Here is a 17,918-nt window from a genome sequence, read left to right as displayed (position 1 = left end):
GCTAGCCCAGCCATTTAAGAGCCATTAGCTCAGTTGGTAGAGCATCTGACTTTTAATCAGAGGGTCGAAGGTTCGAGTCCTTCATGGCTCACCATTTTTAAAATGTAATATGCGGGTGTGGCGGAATTGGCAGACGCACCAGACTTAGGATCTGGCGCCTTTGGCGTGGGGGTTCGACTCCCTTCACCCGCACTTTTAATTGAATAAGTCATATATGTCTTGCGGAAGTAGTTCAGTGGTAGAATACAACCTTGCCAAGGTTGGGGTCGCGGGTTCGAATCCCGTCTTCCGCTCCAATTTTCAATATGACATGCCGGGGTGGCGGAACAGGCAGACGCACAGGACTTAAAATCCTGCGGTGGGTGACCACCGTGCGGGTTCGACCCCCGCCCTCGGCACCATATGCGCCCGTAGCTCAATTGGATAGAGCGTTTGACTACGGATCAAAAGGTTAGGGGTTCGAGTCCTCTCGGGCGCGCTTATTAACGGGAAGTGGCTCAGCTTGGTAGAGCACCTGGTTTGGGACCAGGGGGTCGCAGGTTCGAATCCTGTCTTCCCGATAGTTTTTAAATAATGGGGCCTTAGCTCAGCTGGGAGAGCGCCTGCCTTGCACGCAGGAGGTCAGCGGTTCGATCCCGCTAGGCTCCACTTATACTTTATTTATGGCGGTGTAGCTCAGCTGGCTAGAGCGTACGGTTCATACCCGTGAGGTCGGGGGTTCGATCCCCTCCGCCGCTACCATAAAGGACCTTTAGCTCAGCTGGTTAGAGCAGACGGCTCATAACCGTCCGGTCGTAGGTTCGAGTCCTACAAGGTCCACCACTCAAGTTTCATATATCTCGGAGGTATACCCAAGTCTGGCTGAAGGGATCGGTCTTGAAAACCGACAGGCGGCGAGAGTCGCGCGGGGGTTCGAATCCCTCTACCTCCTCCATTTTAACTAACATAATACTTTTATCGTCGCGGGGTGGAGCAGTCTGGTAGCTCGTCGGGCTCATAACCCGAAGGTCGCAGGTTCAAATCCTGTCCCCGCAACCAATGGTCCCGTGGTGTAGTGGTTAACATGCCTGCCTGTCACGCAGGAGATCGCCGGTTCGACCCCGGTCGGGACCGCCATTTATATTAAGGCTCGGTAGCTCAGTCGGTAGAGCAGAGGACTGAAAATCCTCGTGTCGGCGGTTCGATTCCGTCCCGAGCCACCATTTTGAAATATACAAGCCGGCTTAGCTCAATTGGTAGAGCAACTGACTTGTAATCAGTAGGTTGGGGGTTCAAGTCCTCTAGCCGGCACCATTTCAAAATGAGCCATTAGCTCAGTTGGTAGAGCATCTGACTTTTAATCAGAGGGTCGAAGGTTCGAGTCCTTCATGGCTCACCATTTTTATGCGGGTGTAGTTTAGTGGTAAAACAAGAGCCTTCCAAGCTCTGGTCGAGAGTTCGATTCTCTTCACCCGCTTTTTTTATGGGCCTATAGCTCAGCTGGTTAGAGCGCACGCCTGATAAGCGTGAGGTCGATGGTTCGAGTCCATTTAGGCCCACCATATTCCGCAGTAGCTCAGTGGTAGAGCTATCGGCTGTTAACCGATCGGTCGTAGGTTCGAGTCCTACCTGCGGAGCCATGGCCCGTTGGTCAAGTGGTTAAGACACCGCCCTTTCACGGCGGTAACACGGGTTCGAATCCCGTACGGGTCACTTCAAAAAGAGTCAGCATGATGCTGACTCTTTTTTATTTGAAGAAAATGATATTATATATTATGCCTTCTATATCCTGGATTAATAATCTCCTTATAAATATGTTTATCCTACTACTCTCAGATTTACCTTAAGGCTCAGAGGAGTCAAAGAAGATAGCGGTAAGTTTATTTTTAATAAGTTATGAAATATTTCATTTTTTATTGTTAATAATGAAGGATTTTGTATTATTTCGTATAATTAGGAAAGAATATAGTGCATTATATTTCATCAATTGACTATTTTAGCTACACTGATGAATAAAATTAATATTTTCTCTCCTCAAGCCTAATGATCTTAGATGGATCGTCATATTTAAGAATACCCCATTTAGTTTGTAGTTCTATGGCTAGTGACTAAAAGTCTAATTGTGACCTTAGCCGGTGCTGTATAGAAAATTCTCCGAGGTTGGCAAAGAGCAATTTCCTTTGTTTTTATAGAAATGAGCGTATTTCATTGTATTTATCTTTCTACGAAGCGCGAATTTAAATGAGGAGAATTGGAAAGGCTAAAGTGTGTAAAGGAGGGTATTTATTTATGACAACTGTTCGAGAATTGATGAGCACGAATATTGTACATTGTACGCCGCTAGATAATGTATATGAAGCGGCTGTGAAAATGAAAGAAGAAGATATAGGAATGATTCCTGTTGTAGAGAATGACCAAGTTATTGGTCTTGTAACAGATCGTGATTTAGTTGTGAGAGGGATTGCAGAAAAGCATCCAGGTTCTAATCAAATTACAAATATTATGACAACACAAATTATTTCAGTGTCTCCTGATGACTCTGTTGAAAAAGCGACAGAGTTAATGGCACGTTACCAAATCAGAAGATTGCCGGTAATTGAACATGGACAAATTGTGGGAATGTTATCACTTGGTGATTTAGCAACAACTAAATATGCAGATGATCAGGCGGGTGTTGCCTTAAGTGAAATATCAGAGGATACAAAGTAAAGAATAGAAAATTTTATGCTAGTCTTTATCTTGCTATTTGCGGGCAGTAATACTCCCATCTCAAAATTTAGCAGAAAGCACAAATTATGTAAGGGGTAAACTGCTAGCATGTACCCGATTGGTTTCACTAATAATCCGTGGGGGATGAAGCCCTCACGGATTAAAGTTGCACTTTATCCCGCATTAACGAGCAGTAAGACCCCTACCTCAAGATTTAGAAAAAGCGAAGAAGATAGGTGGGGAATGAAGAAAACTTCTACTGATGGAAGTTTCACTTTATGTAAATTACTTTTGAAATCTTTGTTAACAACTAGTATCATATGAAAAAAATGGTATACTAATAAATATAAAGTGTTATATGTTATTTTGAATATAATAATATTATTAATGTAATGATGAGTTTATTAACATGCAAGTATTTGATCATACATATAGAAAACGGAGGGGGAATTATATGACGATTATGCAAACCGAGCCTAATTGGAATTTGGTTACGGATGCGTATGAAAAGCCGGAAAATTTTGCGGATTTACTCTCTTTACTTATACCAAAGCGTCCAAAAGGAGAAGGAAAAGAACGAACTATTCTGGCTTGGAAAGAAAAAGAATTTTATAAGAAAGAAAATTTAATTCCTTTTATTTTATATGGAATGAAAAAATTACATAATTTACCAAAGTTTCATAAAGATGAAATGCCAACTTTAGTTCGAATTGTTCGTTTATGTCAAGAAGTGGGATGGTATCAACAAGCTTATCGTTTTATGGTTGATGAAGGATTAGAGGAGTTCGTACAAACATCTCTAGAGTATGAATCATGGGACGTGTTTACACAAGTAGTTGCTTGGAATTATTTAATTATAAAACAAAAAGTTACTGAGTTAGACAGCAATGATTCCTTTATTTGGGAAAGAATTAAATTTAATGTAGAGTGTATTGAAAAGTATAAGGCACTTTTGTCGCATAAAGAAATGTTGGAATTTATGTTTCTATATCTTTGTAAACAAGCAAAGACATTATCAAGAGAGAAATTAGATGAAAACCTAATGGATTTAGCAGTATATTGTAATACGTATATTTATGATTTATACACACTAGATTTATTGAAAAAATATAGAAAATGCACTGATTTCTTAACATATTATGAACCAAGCCGAGCTGTTGTAGCATGCCAGCATGCGGTGATTGCACAAATATCAGATCATCTTAATCCATTAAAAACAACTCATGTTGATGATTATTTATTTGTTATAAAAGAAATAATGGAATATATGTCATTTGAATTTATGAAAAAATATGAGCATTTTATTGGGAAATTATTATCATATGTTCCATTTTTCGAGATGATTCAAGTTCCACAACATGCATATTATTGTGAAGAACTCATGTATGTATGTAAAGGAGTAGGATATAAAGAGGAGCTACTACGCGATTATATATTTATACAATTACCAAATTGTTTTCCTTCCTTTATTAAGCAATTTTTAAAGAATAAGCGCTATGCATCAATACATGATATTTTATTTTACTGGTGTAGTGATGAACAGCGTATGAACTTAGAAAATAAATATAACTTAAGTTTTATTTATGAACAATATGCATGCGGATAAAGTGAGTTTTCCACTAATTTGATGCTTTTTCAACTAATGGTTACTTGAACTAATAAAGTTCATTTCTTTGAGAAAGCATACTTTGTCTAGTAAATAAAAAGAAATAGCGTAGAATACAAATAAGGATTCCACTTTATGTGGAATCCTTATTTAATAGTAAATAAAAAAAGAAATTATTATGAGAGAAATCATGCCATATAAAAGGAATTGGCCATTTCTATTTTCTTTAATACCAAAAAATTCATTCATTCTTTCATATGAGTCTGAAAACGATTTTGTTAGACTAGCCATGGAGAAGCGTTGCACCATTTTCCCTCTTTCTATGTTTCTTGATATTGATGTTTACGATGTTCTGGAACATATATATATTGAGATACTATAAGAAGAATAGTCATAAAGAATACCGGAAAAATTGCGGCGGCATTTAGGCCATTATAAATAATGTTTGTTAGTAAAGAACTTATAATGAACAGTGCAGTATATATGTGTGAAATATGGCGTTTTAAACGAATTTTGAATATTTCCATCATCACTTCACAAGCAACAAACGTAATAGCGATGCTTAAAAATACAATGTTTGTGTTGTAAATTAATAAGCAACAAATTAAACCGAAAAATGCTAAATACTCAATAATTAATGGGATATTGCGTGTCATCTTACATCACCTAACTAGGAAAGGAAGCGGATTTACTGCATTTGTTTTTTCAAAATTCCATTCCCCGTTATGTAATTCAAAATGTAAGTGTTGACCAGTGGAATGTCCTGTATTTCCCATATAACCGAGCAATTGGCCCGTTGCTACGTTATCGCCCACTTTAACTGCACGATTTTTCATGTGGGCATATACAGTTGTATATAAATTCCCATTTATATGATGAGCAACAAATACAACATTTCCATAGCTTGTAGAATAGTACGACTTAACAACAGTGCCAGGTGCAGAAGCTTGAATTGGAACATTCCCTGTTGCCGCAAAGTCTACGCCATAGTGCATTTGTCCCCAACGTACATCAAATGTTGAGCTCACGTTTCCTTGAACTGGATATTTAAATACAGCCGGAATAGATGGTTTAGCTTGTTGCTGTTGTTGTTGCTGCTGTTGCTGTTGTCCTTGCAGTATATATTGTTGTGCAACATAGCCATATCCTGATCCGTAGCGAATTTTATACCATGTGCCAACCTTTCCAACGACTTGTACTTGTGTTCCATTCTGTAAAGAACCAATAACAGCTGTATTTGTTCCTGCACCACTGCGTACTTTTAATGCTGGAGTAGCAACATAATAAGAGCTTCCGCCTTGTACCGTAACTCCTTTTACTAACGGCTGAGTTCCGTTAGATAAAAACTCTTTCTTTACATAGCCATTTGTTCCGTTATGTATAATTTTATACCATCCATTTTCTTCTTCTTGGACAGTAACAAATTTCCCATTTGGTAATACATCAATAATTTCAGATTGCGTATTTGGTTCAGAGCGAACGTTTAATGCATCTGAATTAACGATATATTGCTGCTTACTATTGCTTGGTTTTGTTAAAGAAATTGCTTCTTTTTTTACATAGCCATTTTTATCTTGAGTTTGAATTTTATACCATTCGTCTGTTGTTTCAAGAATTGTAACGGGAGTGTCACGTACAATGTTTTCAATAACAGAATCTGTTGTTTTAGGACTAGTATATACTTGTAATGTATTCGTTTTTACATAACCAATTTTTGTTTTTGGTTTTTGCTGCGCTTCTACAGTTTGTACAGTGGAATCTGTCATAGACGGGAGTATAGAAGCAACTGCTACAGTAGCTGCTGTCATTGCTGCGGCTTTCATATTCATATAATTATAGGCCTCCTTATGTAATAGATTGTTATATTTTAAATTATAATATAACGATATTAAACTTGTCTTGTACGCATAGAAATGTAGTATTAAAAAAAAATGAACATTTTCCTATACTATAAAGTCCCATAATAAAAGGATAGCAGATTTATCACTATTATGGAAATAGATAGAAGAAATTTGCGTTTTTTGAACTTACAAAATACATAGAATGATATTTTATCTCGCTCAAAACGTTGATATTTTAGGTAGAGTGGCTTAACTAACCATTTTTTGGTTGAAATTACCGTCGATGGAAATTTGACTTTATAACTTAAAAGAGTTGCCCATGAGATATGGCGATGGTATACTGACTATGTTAAATGAATATAATGCTAGGGGGGCTAGTGTTGCTAGCTGAGAGTAAGACATATAGTCTTTGACCCTTGAACCTGATCTAGATGATGCTAGCGTAGGGAAGCAATTTGGACGATATACATAACGTCCCCGTTTCTTTGCGTATAGAAACGGGGATTTTTTATTGAAAATTTTATAGAACACCACTAGGGGTGCTTGTAAGCTGAGAGAGGTAGAAACCTTAACCCTTATAACCTGATCTAGGTGATACTAGCGTAGGGAAGTGGAAACAACAAATGAAGTTTTCTTTTGTTTGCTGTAACCACTTCTTATATAGAAGTGGTTTTTTATTTGGATACATATATACAGGAAGGGGAAGCGGAGATGACATTTTGTGAAAGACTATTTGAAAAGGTGCAGCCTGTTTGGGAGAAGAGTCATAATCATCCATTTGTAACAGGTATGGGAGATGGAACGTTAGAGAAAGATAGATTTCAATATTATATTGTTCAAGATTATTTGTATTTGTTAGATTACGCAAAATTATATGCAATCGGTGTTGTAAAAGCAACAAATCCAAAAGTAATGGCGAAGTTTGCTGAACAAATCGATGGGATTTTAAATGGAGAAATGACGATTCATAAACAATATGCAAAGCGTTTAGGAATTTCTGTTGAAGAAATGGAATTAGCAAAGCCGTCTGTAATGAATCTAGCATATACAAACTATATGATGTCCGTATCACAAAACGGTACACTTGCTGAGTTAATTGCAGCGTTGCTTCCATGTATGTGGAGTTATTGGGAGATAGGAAAGCGTTTAAATGATATTCCAGGAGCACGCGACCATGAATTTTTTGGCGAGTGGATTCAAGGGTATAGCTCTGAAGAATACGGAAATCTTTGTGTATGGTTAATTGATTTATTTAATGAAATTGCAATTGGAAAAACAGAAGAAGAACTAAATCGTTTAGAAGAAATCTTCTTATATTCCAGTCGTTTTGAATATTTATTCTGGGATATGGCATATCGTAAGGAGATGTGGGGTTTTGAGGAGCAAGAACATACTACAGTTTCATAACGTTTCCTTTCATTATGATGAGAAGCAGATTATAACGAACCTTGATGCTGCAGTACAAGAAGGAGAATTCGTTAGTATTATTGGGCCAAGTGGCTGCGGGAAAAGCACATTGTTTCGGCTCATTACGGGGCTCGAAAAGGCAAGTGAGGGCACTATTGATGTGATAGGAGCAACCAATCACCCTGTCGGTTATATGCCACAAAAAGATATGTTACTCCCGTGGCGAACAATTATTGAAAATGCAGCTTTGCCTCTTGAATGTCAAGGTGTGAAGAAAAAAGAAGCACAAATGAAAGCACAAGAATTGTTGGAACAGTTTGGACTGCAAGGGTATGAAAATAAACAACCAAAAGATTTATCAGGCGGAATGCGGCAACGCGTCTCTTTTATTCGTACGTTGTTAACTGGCGGAGATCTTTTACTATTAGATGAACCATTTAGTGCACTTGATGCATTGACGAAAGCATCTCTACAAGAATGGCTGTTTGAACAATGGAAACATTGGCGAAAAACAATTTTATTTATTACACATGATGTTGATGAAGCGCTTTATCTTTCCAATCGTATTTTTATCGTAACAGAGCAGCCCATTACATCATTGACAGAACGGGTCGTACCTCTTGGACAAGAGCGATCTCGAAAGGATTTACATCGTCCAGAAATGCTGGCATTAAAAGATGAACTCATTGGGCTGTTACAAAGGCAGGTACTTGTATGAAAAGAATCGTAGATTATGTTCCAGCTTTTATTGTTACTGCTATTTTTCTTATTGTTTGGGAAGTAGGAGCACGGATTCTCGATGAAATGTACATTTTACCATCCCCAAGTGCCATTGTTCAAAAAATGTGGGATTTACGGGATATATTGCTTACGGTGCATTTACCAGCAACGCTTTCTGTTACAGTTATCGGTATTGTCATTTCCATTGTATTAGGTGTTGGTTTAGCAATAGTGATGAGTATGAGCTCATTTGCTGAGAAAGCATTTTATCCACTATTAGTTGCTTCACAAACGATTCCAATTACAGCTTTGGCACCATTATTTGTTTTATGGTTTGGCTATTCTATTTGGAGTAAAGTTGTTGTCACAGTACTCATTACGTTCTTTCCGATTGCAGTGAATACGTATGATGGCCTTCGCAGTACGAAAAAGGAATGGGAAGAGCTTTTGATTACATATGGTGCAACAAAAAAGGATGTTTTCTTAAAATTGAAATTACCATCCGCACTTCCATACTTTTTCTCTGCTTTGAAGGTGGCTGTACCGTTCAGTGTTATCGGGGCAGCAATTGGAGAGTGGCTTGGTGCGCAAGCGGGACTAGGTTATTTTAGTAAACGAATGATGACACAAATGGATGGTGCGGGTGTGTTTGCACCAATTGTTTTATTGTCATTACTTGCTATTTTCTTTGTATTACTTGTTTCTATATTAGAGAAGAAGTTTATTAGTTGGAGGAAGCATGCATGAAATTATTAAAACGCATTTTTGTGTTTACATTATTAATTGCGATGATTGCTGGGTGTTCTAGCAATTCGGCATCAGAAAAGAAAAAAGGTGAAAAAGAAGTAACTGTAATGCTCGATTGGTATCCAAATGCAGTGCATAGCTTTATTTATGCAGCAATTGAAAAAGGATATTTTAAAGAAGAAGGTATCAAGGTAAATATTAAATTCCCTTCAAATCCAACTGATCCATTAACGTTAGCAGCGGCAGGAAAGGTAACAGTTGGATTATACTATCAGCCTGATGTTGTTATTGCTAGAGCGAATGAAAACATTCCAGTGAAATCTATTGGAGCGGTTGTTCGTTCACCTTTAAACCATGTCGTATCGTTAAAATCAGCTGGCATTTCTTCTCCAAAAGATTTGGAAGGAAAGACAGTTGGATATTCAGGAACACCGTTAAGTGAAGAGTATTTAAAAACGATGATTAAAGAAGATGGCGGAAATCCAGATAACGTAAAAGTAGTTGATGTTGGCTTTGATTTAGTACCGGCTCTTACTACGAAAAAAGTAGATGCTGTTACAGGCGCATATATTAATCATGAAGTACCAGTAATGCGTCATGAAGGTTACGAACCAGCATATTTCAACCCAGCAGATTACGGCGTACCGAATTATCATGAACTTGTATTTGTAACAGGCGATAAAACATTGAAGAAAGATAAAGAAACATTGCAAGCTTTTTTACGCGGGGCGAAAAAAGGTTATGAATTTATGAAGCAAAATCCAGATGAAGCATTAAACATTTTATTAGACCATCAAGAAAAAGAAAATTTCCCTCTTATTCCGGAAGTTGAAAAAGAAAGTATGAACATTTTATTAGATAAAATGGAAACGAAAGATGAACCATTTTTATCAGATACAGCAGATTCATGGGAAGAACAAAATAAGTGGTTGAAAGAAAAAGGAATGGCAAAAGAAATTGTTCCTGCAAACGAGTTGTTTGAAAACATTTTAAAGTAGGCGAACTTATATGAAAGATGAGCTTCACGTCATATCAAATGGCCGTATGTCGTTTGAAGAGTTAGCAAATATAGCAATTGATATTGAAAGTGAAATAGATTATTTGCACATTCGTGAGCGGGAGAAAAGTACGAAAGAGTTATATGAAGGTGTGGAAAAGCTCTTAAATAAGGGCTTTCCCTCTTCTAAGCTTGTAATCAATGATCGGATTGATATAGCAATTTTATTAAATATTAGACGTGTACAGCTTGGCTATCGCAGCGCTGATATGAGATCTGTCAAAGAAAAATTTTCTTATTTACATGTTGGTTATTCTGTTCATTCACTTGAAGAAGCGATTGTTGCTTTTAAAAGCGGTGCGGATTCTCTTATGTATGGACATTTGTTTCAAACAAACTCCAAAAAAGGAGTTCCGCCAAGAGGATTAGAAGAAATTACAGAAATGGCAAAACATTTAACAATCCCAATTACTGCTATTGGAGGGATTACTCCTGATAATACAGCAGAAGTACTTGGTACCGGGGCTACTGGTATTGCAATTATGTCCGGAATTTTAAGTGCAGTAAAACCGAATGAGCAAGCGAAATTATATAAGGAAACGATACGAAAGTGGGCGAGAAATCATGAAAAAAATATATGATGTTGCCATCGTTGGCGGCGGTGTAATCGGAAGTTCAGTTGCACATTTTCTTGCTGAAAGAGGCTATAAAGTTGCCATCATTGAAAAACAAAAGATTGCTTCTGAAGCTTCTAAAGCAGCGGCCGGATTACTAGGTGTACAGGCGGAATGGGATGAATACGATCCGCTGTTTGAATTAGGTAGGCAAAGCCGCGCGATGTTTCCAAAGCTTGCAAGTGTATTACGTGATAAAACCGGAATTGATATAGGATATGAAGAAAAAGGAATTTACCGCGTTGCTCAAAATGAAGAAGAGTGTGTGCGGCTTCTTCATATTATGAAATGGCAGCAGCAAACAGGAGAAGAGTCGCATTTTATCCCAGGTAAAGAACTGCGCGAAAAGGAACCATATTTATCTCCCTTCATTATTGGAGCCGTATATCATCCAAAAGATGGCCATGTGATTGCACCTGAGTTGACAGAAGCATTTGCTCACTCTGCTGCGATATCTGGAACGGATATATATGAAGAAACTGAAGTGTTTGATATTCAAATTAAGGATAATCAAGTAACAGGATTATTTACAACAGAAGGAACAATCTCATGTGAAAAAGTAGTAATTGCTGGCGGTTCATGGAGTACAAAACTACTAGAATATTTTCATAGTGAGTGGGGCACATACCCTGTTAAAGGTGAAGTTGTTGCGGTGCGCAGTCGTAAGCCACTGCTACAAGCCCCTATTTTTCAGGAGCGATTTTATATTGCACCGAAACGCGGTGGACGCTATGTCATCGGGGCGACAATGAAACCTCATACATATAACAAAGCCGTGCGTCCAGAAAGTATTACTTCTATATTAGAACGTGCTTATAGTATCCTTCCAGCATTAAAAGAAGCAGAATGGGAAAGCGCATGGGCCGGATTACGTCCGCAATCGAATCATAGTATGCCGTATATTGGTATGCATGAAGAAATTAATGGGTTATACGCTTGTACTGGCCATTATCGAAATGGAATTTTACTAAGTCCAATTTCAGGCCAATATATGGCTGATCTTATAGAAGGAAAGCAAGATAATCGTTTACTAGATTCATTGCTTTCACAATCTATTTAGTAAGGAGATGAAAGCTTGAACTTAAAAATTAACGGTAAGCAAGTAGATGTGCCGAGCGAGGTTAAGACAGTGGCTGACTTACTTGTTCATTTAGGATTAGAGACGAAAATTGTTGTTGTAGAACGCAATCAAGACATTTTACAAAAAGATGATCATCAAGATACATCTGTTTTTGATGGAGATCAAATTGAAATTGTAACATTCGTAGGAGGCGGTTGATTATGTTAAATATTGGACCATTTACTTTTAATTCTAGACTGTTATTAGGAACAGGGAAATTTCCCGATTTTGATGTACAAAAGAAAGCAATTGAAGTATCAGAAGCAGAAATTTTAACGTTTGCGGTGCGTCGTATGGATATTTTTGATGCAGAGCAACCAAACTTACTAGAAAAAATTGACGTAACAAAGTATACACTTCTTCCAAATACAGCAGGAGCAAAAACAGCAGAAGAAGCAGTGCGCATTGCGAAACTAGCAAAGGCATCAGGGTTATGTGACATGATTAAAGTAGAAGTGATCGGTGATGATAAAACGTTATTACCAGATCCAGTTGAAACGTTAAAAGCATCCGAAATGCTATTAAAAGAAGGGTTTATTGTTCTGCCGTATACGTCTGATGATGTTGTGTTAGCACGTAAATTGCAAGAATTAGGTGTCCATGCAGTTATGCCAGGAGCATCACCAATTGGTTCTGGTCTTGGTATTGTAAATCCTTTGAATTTAAGCTTTATTATTGAGCAAGCAACTGTTCCGGTTATTGTTGATGCTGGTATCGGTAGTCCGGCTGACGCAGCGTTTGCGATGGAATTAGGTGCAGATGGCGTTTTACTGAATACAGCTGTTTCTGGAGCAAAAGATCCTGTGAAAATGGCGGAGGCAATGAAACTTAGTATTCATGCAGGTCGGTTAGGTTTTGAAGCAGGACGTATTGCACGTAAGCGCTGTGCGACTGCAAGCAGCCCGTTAGAAGGAATGAGTATTCTTGAATAGTCGATATTCCCGTCAAGTGTTGTTTTCTCCAATTGGAGAAGAAGGACAGCAAAAAATAAGAGAAAAACATGTATTAATTATCGGTGCAGGAGCACTTGGTAGTGCAAATGCAGAGATGCTTGTTCGCGCTGGAATTGGCAAAGTAACGATTGTTGATCGCGATTACATTGATTGGAGTAACCTGCAGCGGCAACAGTTATACTGTGAAGAAGATGTGCGAAATAATTTACCAAAAGCGGTGGCAGCAAAGCGCCGCTTACAAGCTATTAATGGTGGTGTAGTTGTAGAAGCCTACGTACAAGACGTAACAGCAGAAGAACTAGAGGAGTTTGTTACAGGGGTAGATCTTATTATCGATGCAACAGATAATTTTGAGACTCGTTTTATTGTGAATGATATATCACAAAAACATTCAGTACCATGGATTTATGGAGCCTGCGTCGGTAGTTACGGTCTTTCTTATACAATTTTACCAGGAAAGACACCGTGTTTATCTTGTTTATTACAATCTATCCCTCTTGGCGGAGCGACATGTGATACAGCAGGGATTATTTCGCCTGCTGTATCAATCGTTGTATCGCATCAAATTGCAGAGGCATTAAAGATTTTAGTAGAGGATTATGAGGCCCTTCGCGATGGACTCGTTTCATTTGATGTATGGAAAAATGAATATTCATGTATGAATGTACAGAAATTGAGAAAAAAACAATGTCTATCATGCGGAGAGGAAGCAGTTTATCCGTATTTAAGTAAGGAAAATACTTCTAAGACAGCTGTTTTATGCGGCAGAAATACAGTGCAAATTCGTCCGCCATATAAAGAACAGTTCGATCTTTCTATGTATAAAAATCTGCTGCAAGATCGTGTAATGGATTTAACAGTTAATCCGTATTTATTATCGTTTTCTGTTGACGATAAACGATTAGTAGCATTCCAGGACGGCCGTGTACTTGTACATGGCACAAAAGATATAGCGGAAGCAAAAACGATTTATCATCGTTACTTTGGTTAAAAGGGTGAGTGAAATGAAAGTGAATAAAGCATTAACGATTGCTGGTTCTGATAGCGGCGGCGGTGCAGGTATTCAAGCTGATTTAAAAACGTTTCAAGAGCTCGGTGTGTACGGAATGACAGCAATTACAGCGATTACTGCACAAAATACACTTGGCGTACAAGGAGTGTATCCTGTTCCAGTGGAAGGTATTAAAGAACAGTTACATTCTATCGGCGCTGATTTAACGCCAGATGCAGTAAAACTTGGTATGTTATTTAGTAGTGAAATTATTAAAATCGTAGCTGAAAAAATTAAATCATTTTCATGGAATAATATTGTATTAGATCCTGTTATGATTGCAAAAGGCGGAGCATCATTACTACAACAAGAAGCTGTTGCGGCATTAAAAGAACATTTGTTGCCGCTTGCAACAGTAATTACTCCAAATGTTCCTGAAGCAGAAGTATTAACAGGAATGAAGATTCATACGATTGAAGATAGTAAAGAAGCTGCGAAAGTACTGCATAATTTAGGCGCGAAGTTTGTTGTCATGAAAGGCGGACATGCGGCGTATCAAGGAAATGAAGTAATAGATTTATTGTTTGATGGCAAGGCATTTGTTGAGTACAGAAGCGAACGTATTGATTCCACGCAAACGCACGGAAGCGGATGTACATTTGCCGCAGCTGTAACGGCAGGATTAGCAAAAGGTTATGAGATTGAAGAAGCAGTTCGTGAAGCAAAATATTTTATTAGTATAGCAATTGAAGACGAGCTGAACATTGGTAGCGGGCATGGACCAACGAATCATTTTGCTTATGGACGTAGAAGTATAAATGTATAAATATGTATCTTCTTTGAAAAAGCCAGTTGAAAAAACTGGCTTTTTTCTTGTTTGCTTTTTCTAAAATTTGGAGTGGTATGTCAGCCAGAATCTATTTTTCTAGAACGCTAAATCCAGAGTCTGGAGCGGAGGAACCAATTGTGTATTGTGCATTGTCACTGGGGGTGAATCTTTCTTAGAGAAAGTAGGGCTACTCTCAAAGTCCGAATCCGACAGCTAACTCCGTAAGCGTATTGAGAGAGGATGATGCAAATGAATACATCAATTCATCGGTCTGACTAGCATAAAAGAATTTTAATAATATAATTTAAAATTCTTTTATGCGGGAGAGGATGAAATACATGGTTGAGGACAAAGAGTATACACTCATTTGTGTAGGAGAAGCGGAAAAAATTAAGAGTTTATAAAATTTAGCGCTTTTACAAAGTAAAATAATCATTTTCGCAGAGAATGAGCATATGGTTAATGAAGTGAAAGCATGTGGACTTCAGCAAGCATATTGTTGTCCAAATGATTCAAAGATGATTGTGAAAATATGTAGAGGAATAAAAAAAGTAATTTTACTAGGAGATGAATTATCCACAATTAGTTTCTTTGCGGAGCGTATTCGCTTTTCTTTTCATGCACCTATTACAGTTGTCACACGAAATAAACAATATCCAAAGCATCTTTATGAAACCATTGGAGCTAACTTAGTGGTGTTTACAACTTGTGATAACATTTCATTTTTGATTTTAGAGTAGGAGCGGAGGAAACGAATATGAAAGTATTCCTTTGTCGTGATTTAACAAAGCGCTGGGCTCTATCGTTAGAACGAGTGCATGAGTTAGTTGAGTATGATCCACTCTTTCCGAAGCCATATGTAATTCTTTCGCCAGAACATACCTGTTTATACTTCGAGCAAGATATTATTGAATATGAGAAACAACATGCAGAATTAGTGCAAGTGTATGTTAGGGGTCGTAATTTGCGTTCTTTTTTTCATAATTTTTAATTGTTTAGAAGGTTATCTCATGTATAGAGATAACCTTTTGTTTTACATTTTTAAAAGAACGTCTATTTAATGAAAAAGGAAGAAAACAAAAGAAAAAAGATGATACAAGCGTGTTTTTTCTCAATGTAAGCGTTTAAAAGGCATTATATTTTCATATTTTAGTTATTTTACTTCTTTACAAGTAAAATTTAGAGGAGTATATTTACATTCATAAATTGTTCATAAAATTTCCAAAAAACAACCTGATATCGCTGAGTCCAGAAATGGAGCGGGGGAACCAATTTTGTGCATTGTCACTTGGGGTGAATCTTTCATTACGAAAGTAGGGCTACTCTTTAGGCCCGAATCCGACAGCTAACCTCGTAAGCGTTTAGAGAGGAGGTTTACTTTTGTGTTGTTCATTTTTGAACACTGAGTAGATCCTCAGTGTTCTTTTTTACGCTCTTAATGGTAAAATTTTACATTTAGTGAGGGATAAAGAATGTTAGATATCGCTATGATAGGGATTTTAATCGTGTTAGTTGGATCAATGATTGGTCTTGCAAGATGGTCCGATACTGTTGTGAAGGAAGGGAAAAAGGAATGATTATTGCAGTATCTATTATTGTTGCCGCACTTACTGTGTACTTAGTTTATGCGTTATTAAATCCAGAAAAGTTTTAATTAGGGGGAAGTGTTTATTATGGTTTGGATTGCAGTTTTGATCACAATGATATTATTTATCCTTGTTGCAAAACCAATGGGGATTTATTTAGAGAAGGCGTTCCAAGGCAATCGTAAATTGGATAAAGTATTTGGCCCTGTTGAAAAAATCATTTTCAAAATTTCAGGTATTAAGCCTTATAACCAGAGTTGGAAGCAATATGCACTATCATTAGTTGCGCTCAATGCTTTCATGATTGTTGTTGTATATTTCATATTTCGTCTGCAGGGAGTGCTGCCATTAAATCCAGCTCATGTTAAAGGGATGGAGCCTACACTTGCTTTTAATACAGCTATTAGTTTTATGACAGATACAAATTTACAGCATTATAGCGGTGAAAATGGCTTATCGTACTTATCACAATTAATTGCAATTACGTTTTTAATGTTTACAGCACCAGCAACAACATTAGCGCTTGTAATGGCTTTTATAAGAGGATTAGCAGGTAAGGAACTTGGGAACTTCTTCGTAGATTTTATACGTGCTTTAACAAGGGTTTTTCTTCCGATTGCGTTTGTGACAGCGTTGGTCTTCGTTGCTCTCGGTGTACCGCAAACGTTGGACGGAGCAGTTACGGCTCATACAATTGAAGGAGCAAAACAAAGCATATTACGAGGTCCAGTTGCTTCGTTCGTTTCTATTAAGGAATTAGGGAACAATGGCGGAGGATTTTTCGGGGCAAATTCGACGCATCCATTTGAAAATCCAAGTCAAATAAGTAACATTTTACAAATGATGCTGATGATGCTGTTACCGACAGCTTTACCATTTACGTATGGAAGAATGGTTGGAAATAAAAAACAAGGACGTGTTCTTTTCGCTTCTCTATTCATTGTGTTTTTAATGGGATTTTCAACAATTGTGACGGCAGAATTACATGGAAATCCAGCGTTAAATCAAATAGGTATGCAGCATAATCAAGGCAGTATGGAAGGGAAAGAAGTTCGATTTGGAACAGTATTTTCTTCACTGTATGCTACTGTAACAACTGCAGCGGAAACAGGTGCTGTTGATACAATGCACGATACGTTAACGCCAATTGGTGGATTGGTACCGCTTGTAAATATGATGTTAAACACAGTGTTTGGCGGCGTTGGTGCAGGTTTTGTCAATATCATTATGTACGCAATGATCGCAGTCTTTATATCGGGATTAATGGTGGGACGTACACCAGAATTTTTAGGGAAAAAAATTGAAGGTAAGGAAATGAAATTGATTGCGGTAACAATACTATTTCAACCTTTACTTATTTTAGGATTTTCAGCGCTGGCTTTTTCAACTCATTTAGGGACAGATGCGATTTCAAATTCAGGGTTTCATGGTTTAACACAAGTTGTATATGAATATACTTCTTCAGCTGCGAATAACGGTTCAGGGTTTGAAGGTTTAGCAGACAATACAGCATTTTGGAATATTACGACTGGTATAGTGATGTTCTTAGGGCGTTATTTCAGTTTAATTACAATGCTGGCTGTAGCAGCTTCATTAAAAGAGAAAACGGTAGTACCAGAAACAATCGGAACATTCCATACAGATAATAGTTTATTTGGTGGCATTTTCATTGGAACAATCGTGATTGTCGGTGCATTGACGTTCTTCCCAATGTTAGTGTTAGGACCAATCGCAGAATTTCTTACATTGAAGTAATGGA

19 protein-coding genes, 19 tRNA genes and 4 riboswitches are annotated in these 17,918 nt (G+C 37.6%); of the genes, 36 read left to right on the top strand and 2 right to left on the bottom strand.

The window, feature by feature from the left end; all coding sequences use genetic code 11:
- Positions 1-18 precede the first annotated feature (18 nt).
- From LRP84_RS12300 to LRP84_RS12200, 21 genes are all read left to right on the top strand, one after another.
- Positions 19-94 (top strand) — tRNA-Lys (locus LRP84_RS12300).
- A 17-nt stretch (positions 95-111) separates the two neighbouring features.
- Positions 112-192 (top strand) — tRNA-Leu (locus LRP84_RS12295).
- Between the two features lie 29 nt (positions 193-221).
- Positions 222-296: transfer RNA gene (locus LRP84_RS12290), tRNA-Gly, on the top strand.
- A gap of 16 nt (positions 297-312) precedes the next feature.
- Positions 313-401: transfer RNA gene (locus tag LRP84_RS12285), tRNA-Leu, on the top strand.
- A 3-nt stretch (positions 402-404) separates the two neighbouring features.
- A tRNA-Arg gene (locus tag LRP84_RS12280) sits at positions 405-478 on the top strand.
- A gap of 8 nt (positions 479-486) precedes the next feature.
- Positions 487-560: transfer RNA gene (locus LRP84_RS12275), tRNA-Pro, on the top strand.
- Positions 561-575: 15 nt separating this feature from the next.
- Positions 576-648, top strand: a tRNA-Ala gene (locus LRP84_RS12270).
- A gap of 16 nt (positions 649-664) precedes the next feature.
- Positions 665-741: transfer RNA gene (locus LRP84_RS12265), tRNA-Met, on the top strand.
- A gap of 4 nt (positions 742-745) precedes the next feature.
- Positions 746-822, top strand: a tRNA-Ile gene (locus LRP84_RS12260).
- Positions 823-841: 19 nt separating this feature from the next.
- Positions 842-934 (top strand) — tRNA-Ser (locus LRP84_RS12255).
- Positions 935-961: 27 nt separating this feature from the next.
- Positions 962-1,038: transfer RNA gene (locus LRP84_RS12250), tRNA-Met, on the top strand.
- 2 nt (positions 1,039-1,040) lie between these two features.
- Positions 1,041-1,116, top strand: a tRNA-Asp gene (locus tag LRP84_RS12245).
- Positions 1,117-1,126: 10 nt separating this feature from the next.
- Positions 1,127-1,202: transfer RNA gene (locus LRP84_RS12240), tRNA-Phe, on the top strand.
- A gap of 15 nt (positions 1,203-1,217) precedes the next feature.
- Positions 1,218-1,293: transfer RNA gene (locus LRP84_RS12235), tRNA-Thr, on the top strand.
- Between the two features lie 9 nt (positions 1,294-1,302).
- A tRNA-Lys gene (locus LRP84_RS12230) sits at positions 1,303-1,378 on the top strand.
- A 7-nt stretch (positions 1,379-1,385) separates the two neighbouring features.
- Positions 1,386-1,456: transfer RNA gene (locus LRP84_RS12225), tRNA-Gly, on the top strand.
- Between the two features lie 8 nt (positions 1,457-1,464).
- A tRNA-Ile gene (locus LRP84_RS12220) sits at positions 1,465-1,541 on the top strand.
- Positions 1,542-1,544: 3 nt separating this feature from the next.
- Positions 1,545-1,619, top strand: a tRNA-Asn gene (locus LRP84_RS12215).
- A gap of 1 nt (position 1,620) precedes the next feature.
- Positions 1,621-1,692 (top strand) — tRNA-Glu (locus tag LRP84_RS12210).
- Between the two features lie 576 nt (positions 1,693-2,268).
- Positions 2,269-2,688 (top strand): CBS domain-containing protein, encoded by a 420-nt coding sequence (locus tag LRP84_RS12205; protein ID WP_230575331.1) that lies wholly within the window; start codon positions 2,269-2,271, stop codon positions 2,686-2,688.
- Positions 2,689-3,142: 454 nt separating this feature from the next.
- Entirely contained in the window at positions 3,143-4,294 is a 1,152-nt protein-coding gene (locus tag LRP84_RS12200; RefSeq protein WP_230575330.1) for a DUF3965 domain-containing protein, read from the top strand.
- A 320-nt stretch (positions 4,295-4,614) separates the two neighbouring features.
- Here LRP84_RS12200 and LRP84_RS12195 read toward each other — a convergent pair whose 3' ends face one another.
- Together LRP84_RS12195 and LRP84_RS12190 are read right to left on the bottom strand one after the other, a co-directional pair.
- A complete protein-coding gene (locus LRP84_RS12195) occupies positions 4,615-4,950 on the bottom strand; it encodes a hypothetical protein (RefSeq protein ID WP_230575329.1) in 336 nt (111 codons plus the stop codon).
- Positions 4,951-4,956: 6 nt separating this feature from the next.
- On the bottom strand, positions 4,957-6,123 hold the full coding sequence (locus LRP84_RS12190; protein ID WP_230575328.1) for an SH3 domain-containing protein: 1,167 nt from the start codon (positions 6,121-6,123) through the stop codon (positions 4,957-4,959).
- A gap of 369 nt (positions 6,124-6,492) precedes the next feature.
- A riboswitch (TPP riboswitch) is annotated at positions 6,493-6,601 on the top strand.
- A gap of 59 nt (positions 6,602-6,660) precedes the next feature.
- Positions 6,661-6,761: riboswitch (TPP riboswitch) on the top strand.
- An 85-nt stretch (positions 6,762-6,846) separates the two neighbouring features.
- Between LRP84_RS12190 and tenA the strand changes: the two genes are divergently transcribed.
- The 15 genes from tenA (at position 6,847) to kdpA (ending at position 17,914) form a co-directional block, all read left to right on the top strand.
- A complete protein-coding gene (gene tenA / locus LRP84_RS12185; RefSeq protein ID WP_230575327.1) occupies positions 6,847-7,542 on the top strand; it encodes a thiaminase II in 696 nt (231 codons plus the stop codon).
- Positions 7,511-8,260 carry an ABC transporter ATP-binding protein gene (locus LRP84_RS12180; protein ID WP_230575326.1) on the top strand — a complete coding sequence of 250 codons (750 nt, stop codon included), beginning with the start codon at positions 7,511-7,513 and terminating at the stop codon, positions 8,258-8,260. The genes tenA and LRP84_RS12180 overlap by 32 nt, the downstream gene beginning before the upstream one ends.
- Entirely contained in the window at positions 8,257-9,009 is a 753-nt protein-coding gene (locus LRP84_RS12175) for an ABC transporter permease (protein WP_230575325.1), read from the top strand. Before LRP84_RS12180 ends, LRP84_RS12175 begins: the two co-directional genes overlap by 4 nt.
- The gene (locus LRP84_RS12170; protein WP_230575324.1) at positions 9,006-10,007 is read left to right on the top strand and encodes an ABC transporter substrate-binding protein; all 1,002 of its coding nucleotides are present in this window, start codon (positions 9,006-9,008) and stop codon (positions 10,005-10,007) included. Before LRP84_RS12175 ends, LRP84_RS12170 begins: the two co-directional genes overlap by 4 nt.
- Before the next feature lie 10 nt (positions 10,008-10,017).
- A complete protein-coding gene (gene tenI, locus LRP84_RS12165) occupies positions 10,018-10,647 on the top strand; it encodes a thiazole tautomerase TenI (protein WP_230575323.1) in 630 nt (209 codons plus the stop codon).
- Positions 10,631-11,740: a glycine oxidase ThiO gene (gene thiO / locus LRP84_RS12160; protein WP_230575322.1), complete on the top strand. Its 1,110-nt coding sequence runs from the start codon at positions 10,631-10,633 to the stop codon at positions 11,738-11,740. Before tenI ends, thiO begins: the two co-directional genes overlap by 17 nt.
- A gap of 15 nt (positions 11,741-11,755) precedes the next feature.
- Positions 11,756-11,959, top strand: coding sequence for a sulfur carrier protein ThiS (gene thiS / locus LRP84_RS12155; RefSeq protein ID WP_230575321.1), 204 nt, complete (start codon positions 11,756-11,758; stop codon positions 11,957-11,959).
- A 2-nt stretch (positions 11,960-11,961) separates the two neighbouring features.
- Positions 11,962-12,732 carry a thiazole synthase gene (locus LRP84_RS12150; protein WP_230575320.1) on the top strand — a complete coding sequence of 257 codons (771 nt, stop codon included), beginning with the start codon at positions 11,962-11,964 and terminating at the stop codon, positions 12,730-12,732.
- Positions 12,725-13,744, top strand: a complete 1,020-nt coding sequence (locus tag LRP84_RS12145) for a thiazole biosynthesis adenylyltransferase ThiF (protein ID WP_230575319.1) — start codon at positions 12,725-12,727, stop codon at positions 13,742-13,744. The genes LRP84_RS12150 and LRP84_RS12145 overlap by 8 nt, the downstream gene beginning before the upstream one ends.
- Positions 13,745-13,748: 4 nt before the next feature.
- Complete coding sequence (gene thiD, locus LRP84_RS12140) at positions 13,749-14,570, top strand: bifunctional hydroxymethylpyrimidine kinase/phosphomethylpyrimidine kinase (protein WP_230575318.1); 822 nt, start codon at positions 13,749-13,751, stop codon at positions 14,568-14,570.
- Positions 14,571-14,665: 95 nt separating this feature from the next.
- Positions 14,666-14,817: riboswitch (cyclic di-AMP (ydaO/yuaA leader) on the top strand.
- A gap of 184 nt (positions 14,818-15,001) precedes the next feature.
- Positions 15,002-15,313 carry a hypothetical protein gene (locus LRP84_RS12135; RefSeq protein ID WP_230575340.1) on the top strand — a complete coding sequence of 104 codons (312 nt, stop codon included), beginning with the start codon at positions 15,002-15,004 and terminating at the stop codon, positions 15,311-15,313.
- Positions 15,314-15,330: 17 nt separating this feature from the next.
- Entirely contained in the window at positions 15,331-15,564 is a 234-nt protein-coding gene (locus LRP84_RS12130) for a hypothetical protein (protein WP_230575317.1), read from the top strand.
- 239 nt (positions 15,565-15,803) lie between these two features.
- Positions 15,804-15,947: riboswitch (cyclic di-AMP (ydaO/yuaA leader) on the top strand.
- A gap of 98 nt (positions 15,948-16,045) precedes the next feature.
- A complete protein-coding gene (locus tag LRP84_RS12125) occupies positions 16,046-16,150 on the top strand; it encodes a hypothetical protein (protein WP_230575316.1) in 105 nt (34 codons plus the stop codon).
- On the top strand, positions 16,147-16,227 hold the full coding sequence (kdpF, locus tag LRP84_RS12120; RefSeq protein WP_098308095.1) for a K(+)-transporting ATPase subunit F: 81 nt from the start codon (positions 16,147-16,149) through the stop codon (positions 16,225-16,227). The genes LRP84_RS12125 and kdpF overlap by 4 nt, the downstream gene beginning before the upstream one ends.
- Positions 16,228-16,246: 19 nt before the next feature.
- Positions 16,247-17,914, top strand: coding sequence for a potassium-transporting ATPase subunit KdpA (gene kdpA, locus LRP84_RS12115; protein ID WP_230575315.1), 1,668 nt, complete (start codon positions 16,247-16,249; stop codon positions 17,912-17,914).
- Positions 17,915-17,918: the final 4 nt, after the last annotated feature.

Origin of the sequence: Bacillus rhizoplanae, assembly GCF_917563915.1 — a bacterium.
Classification (GTDB): domain Bacteria; phylum Bacillota; class Bacilli; order Bacillales; family Bacillaceae_G; genus Bacillus_A; species Bacillus_A rhizoplanae.
This window is presented reverse-complemented; position numbering and strand designations above follow the sequence as displayed.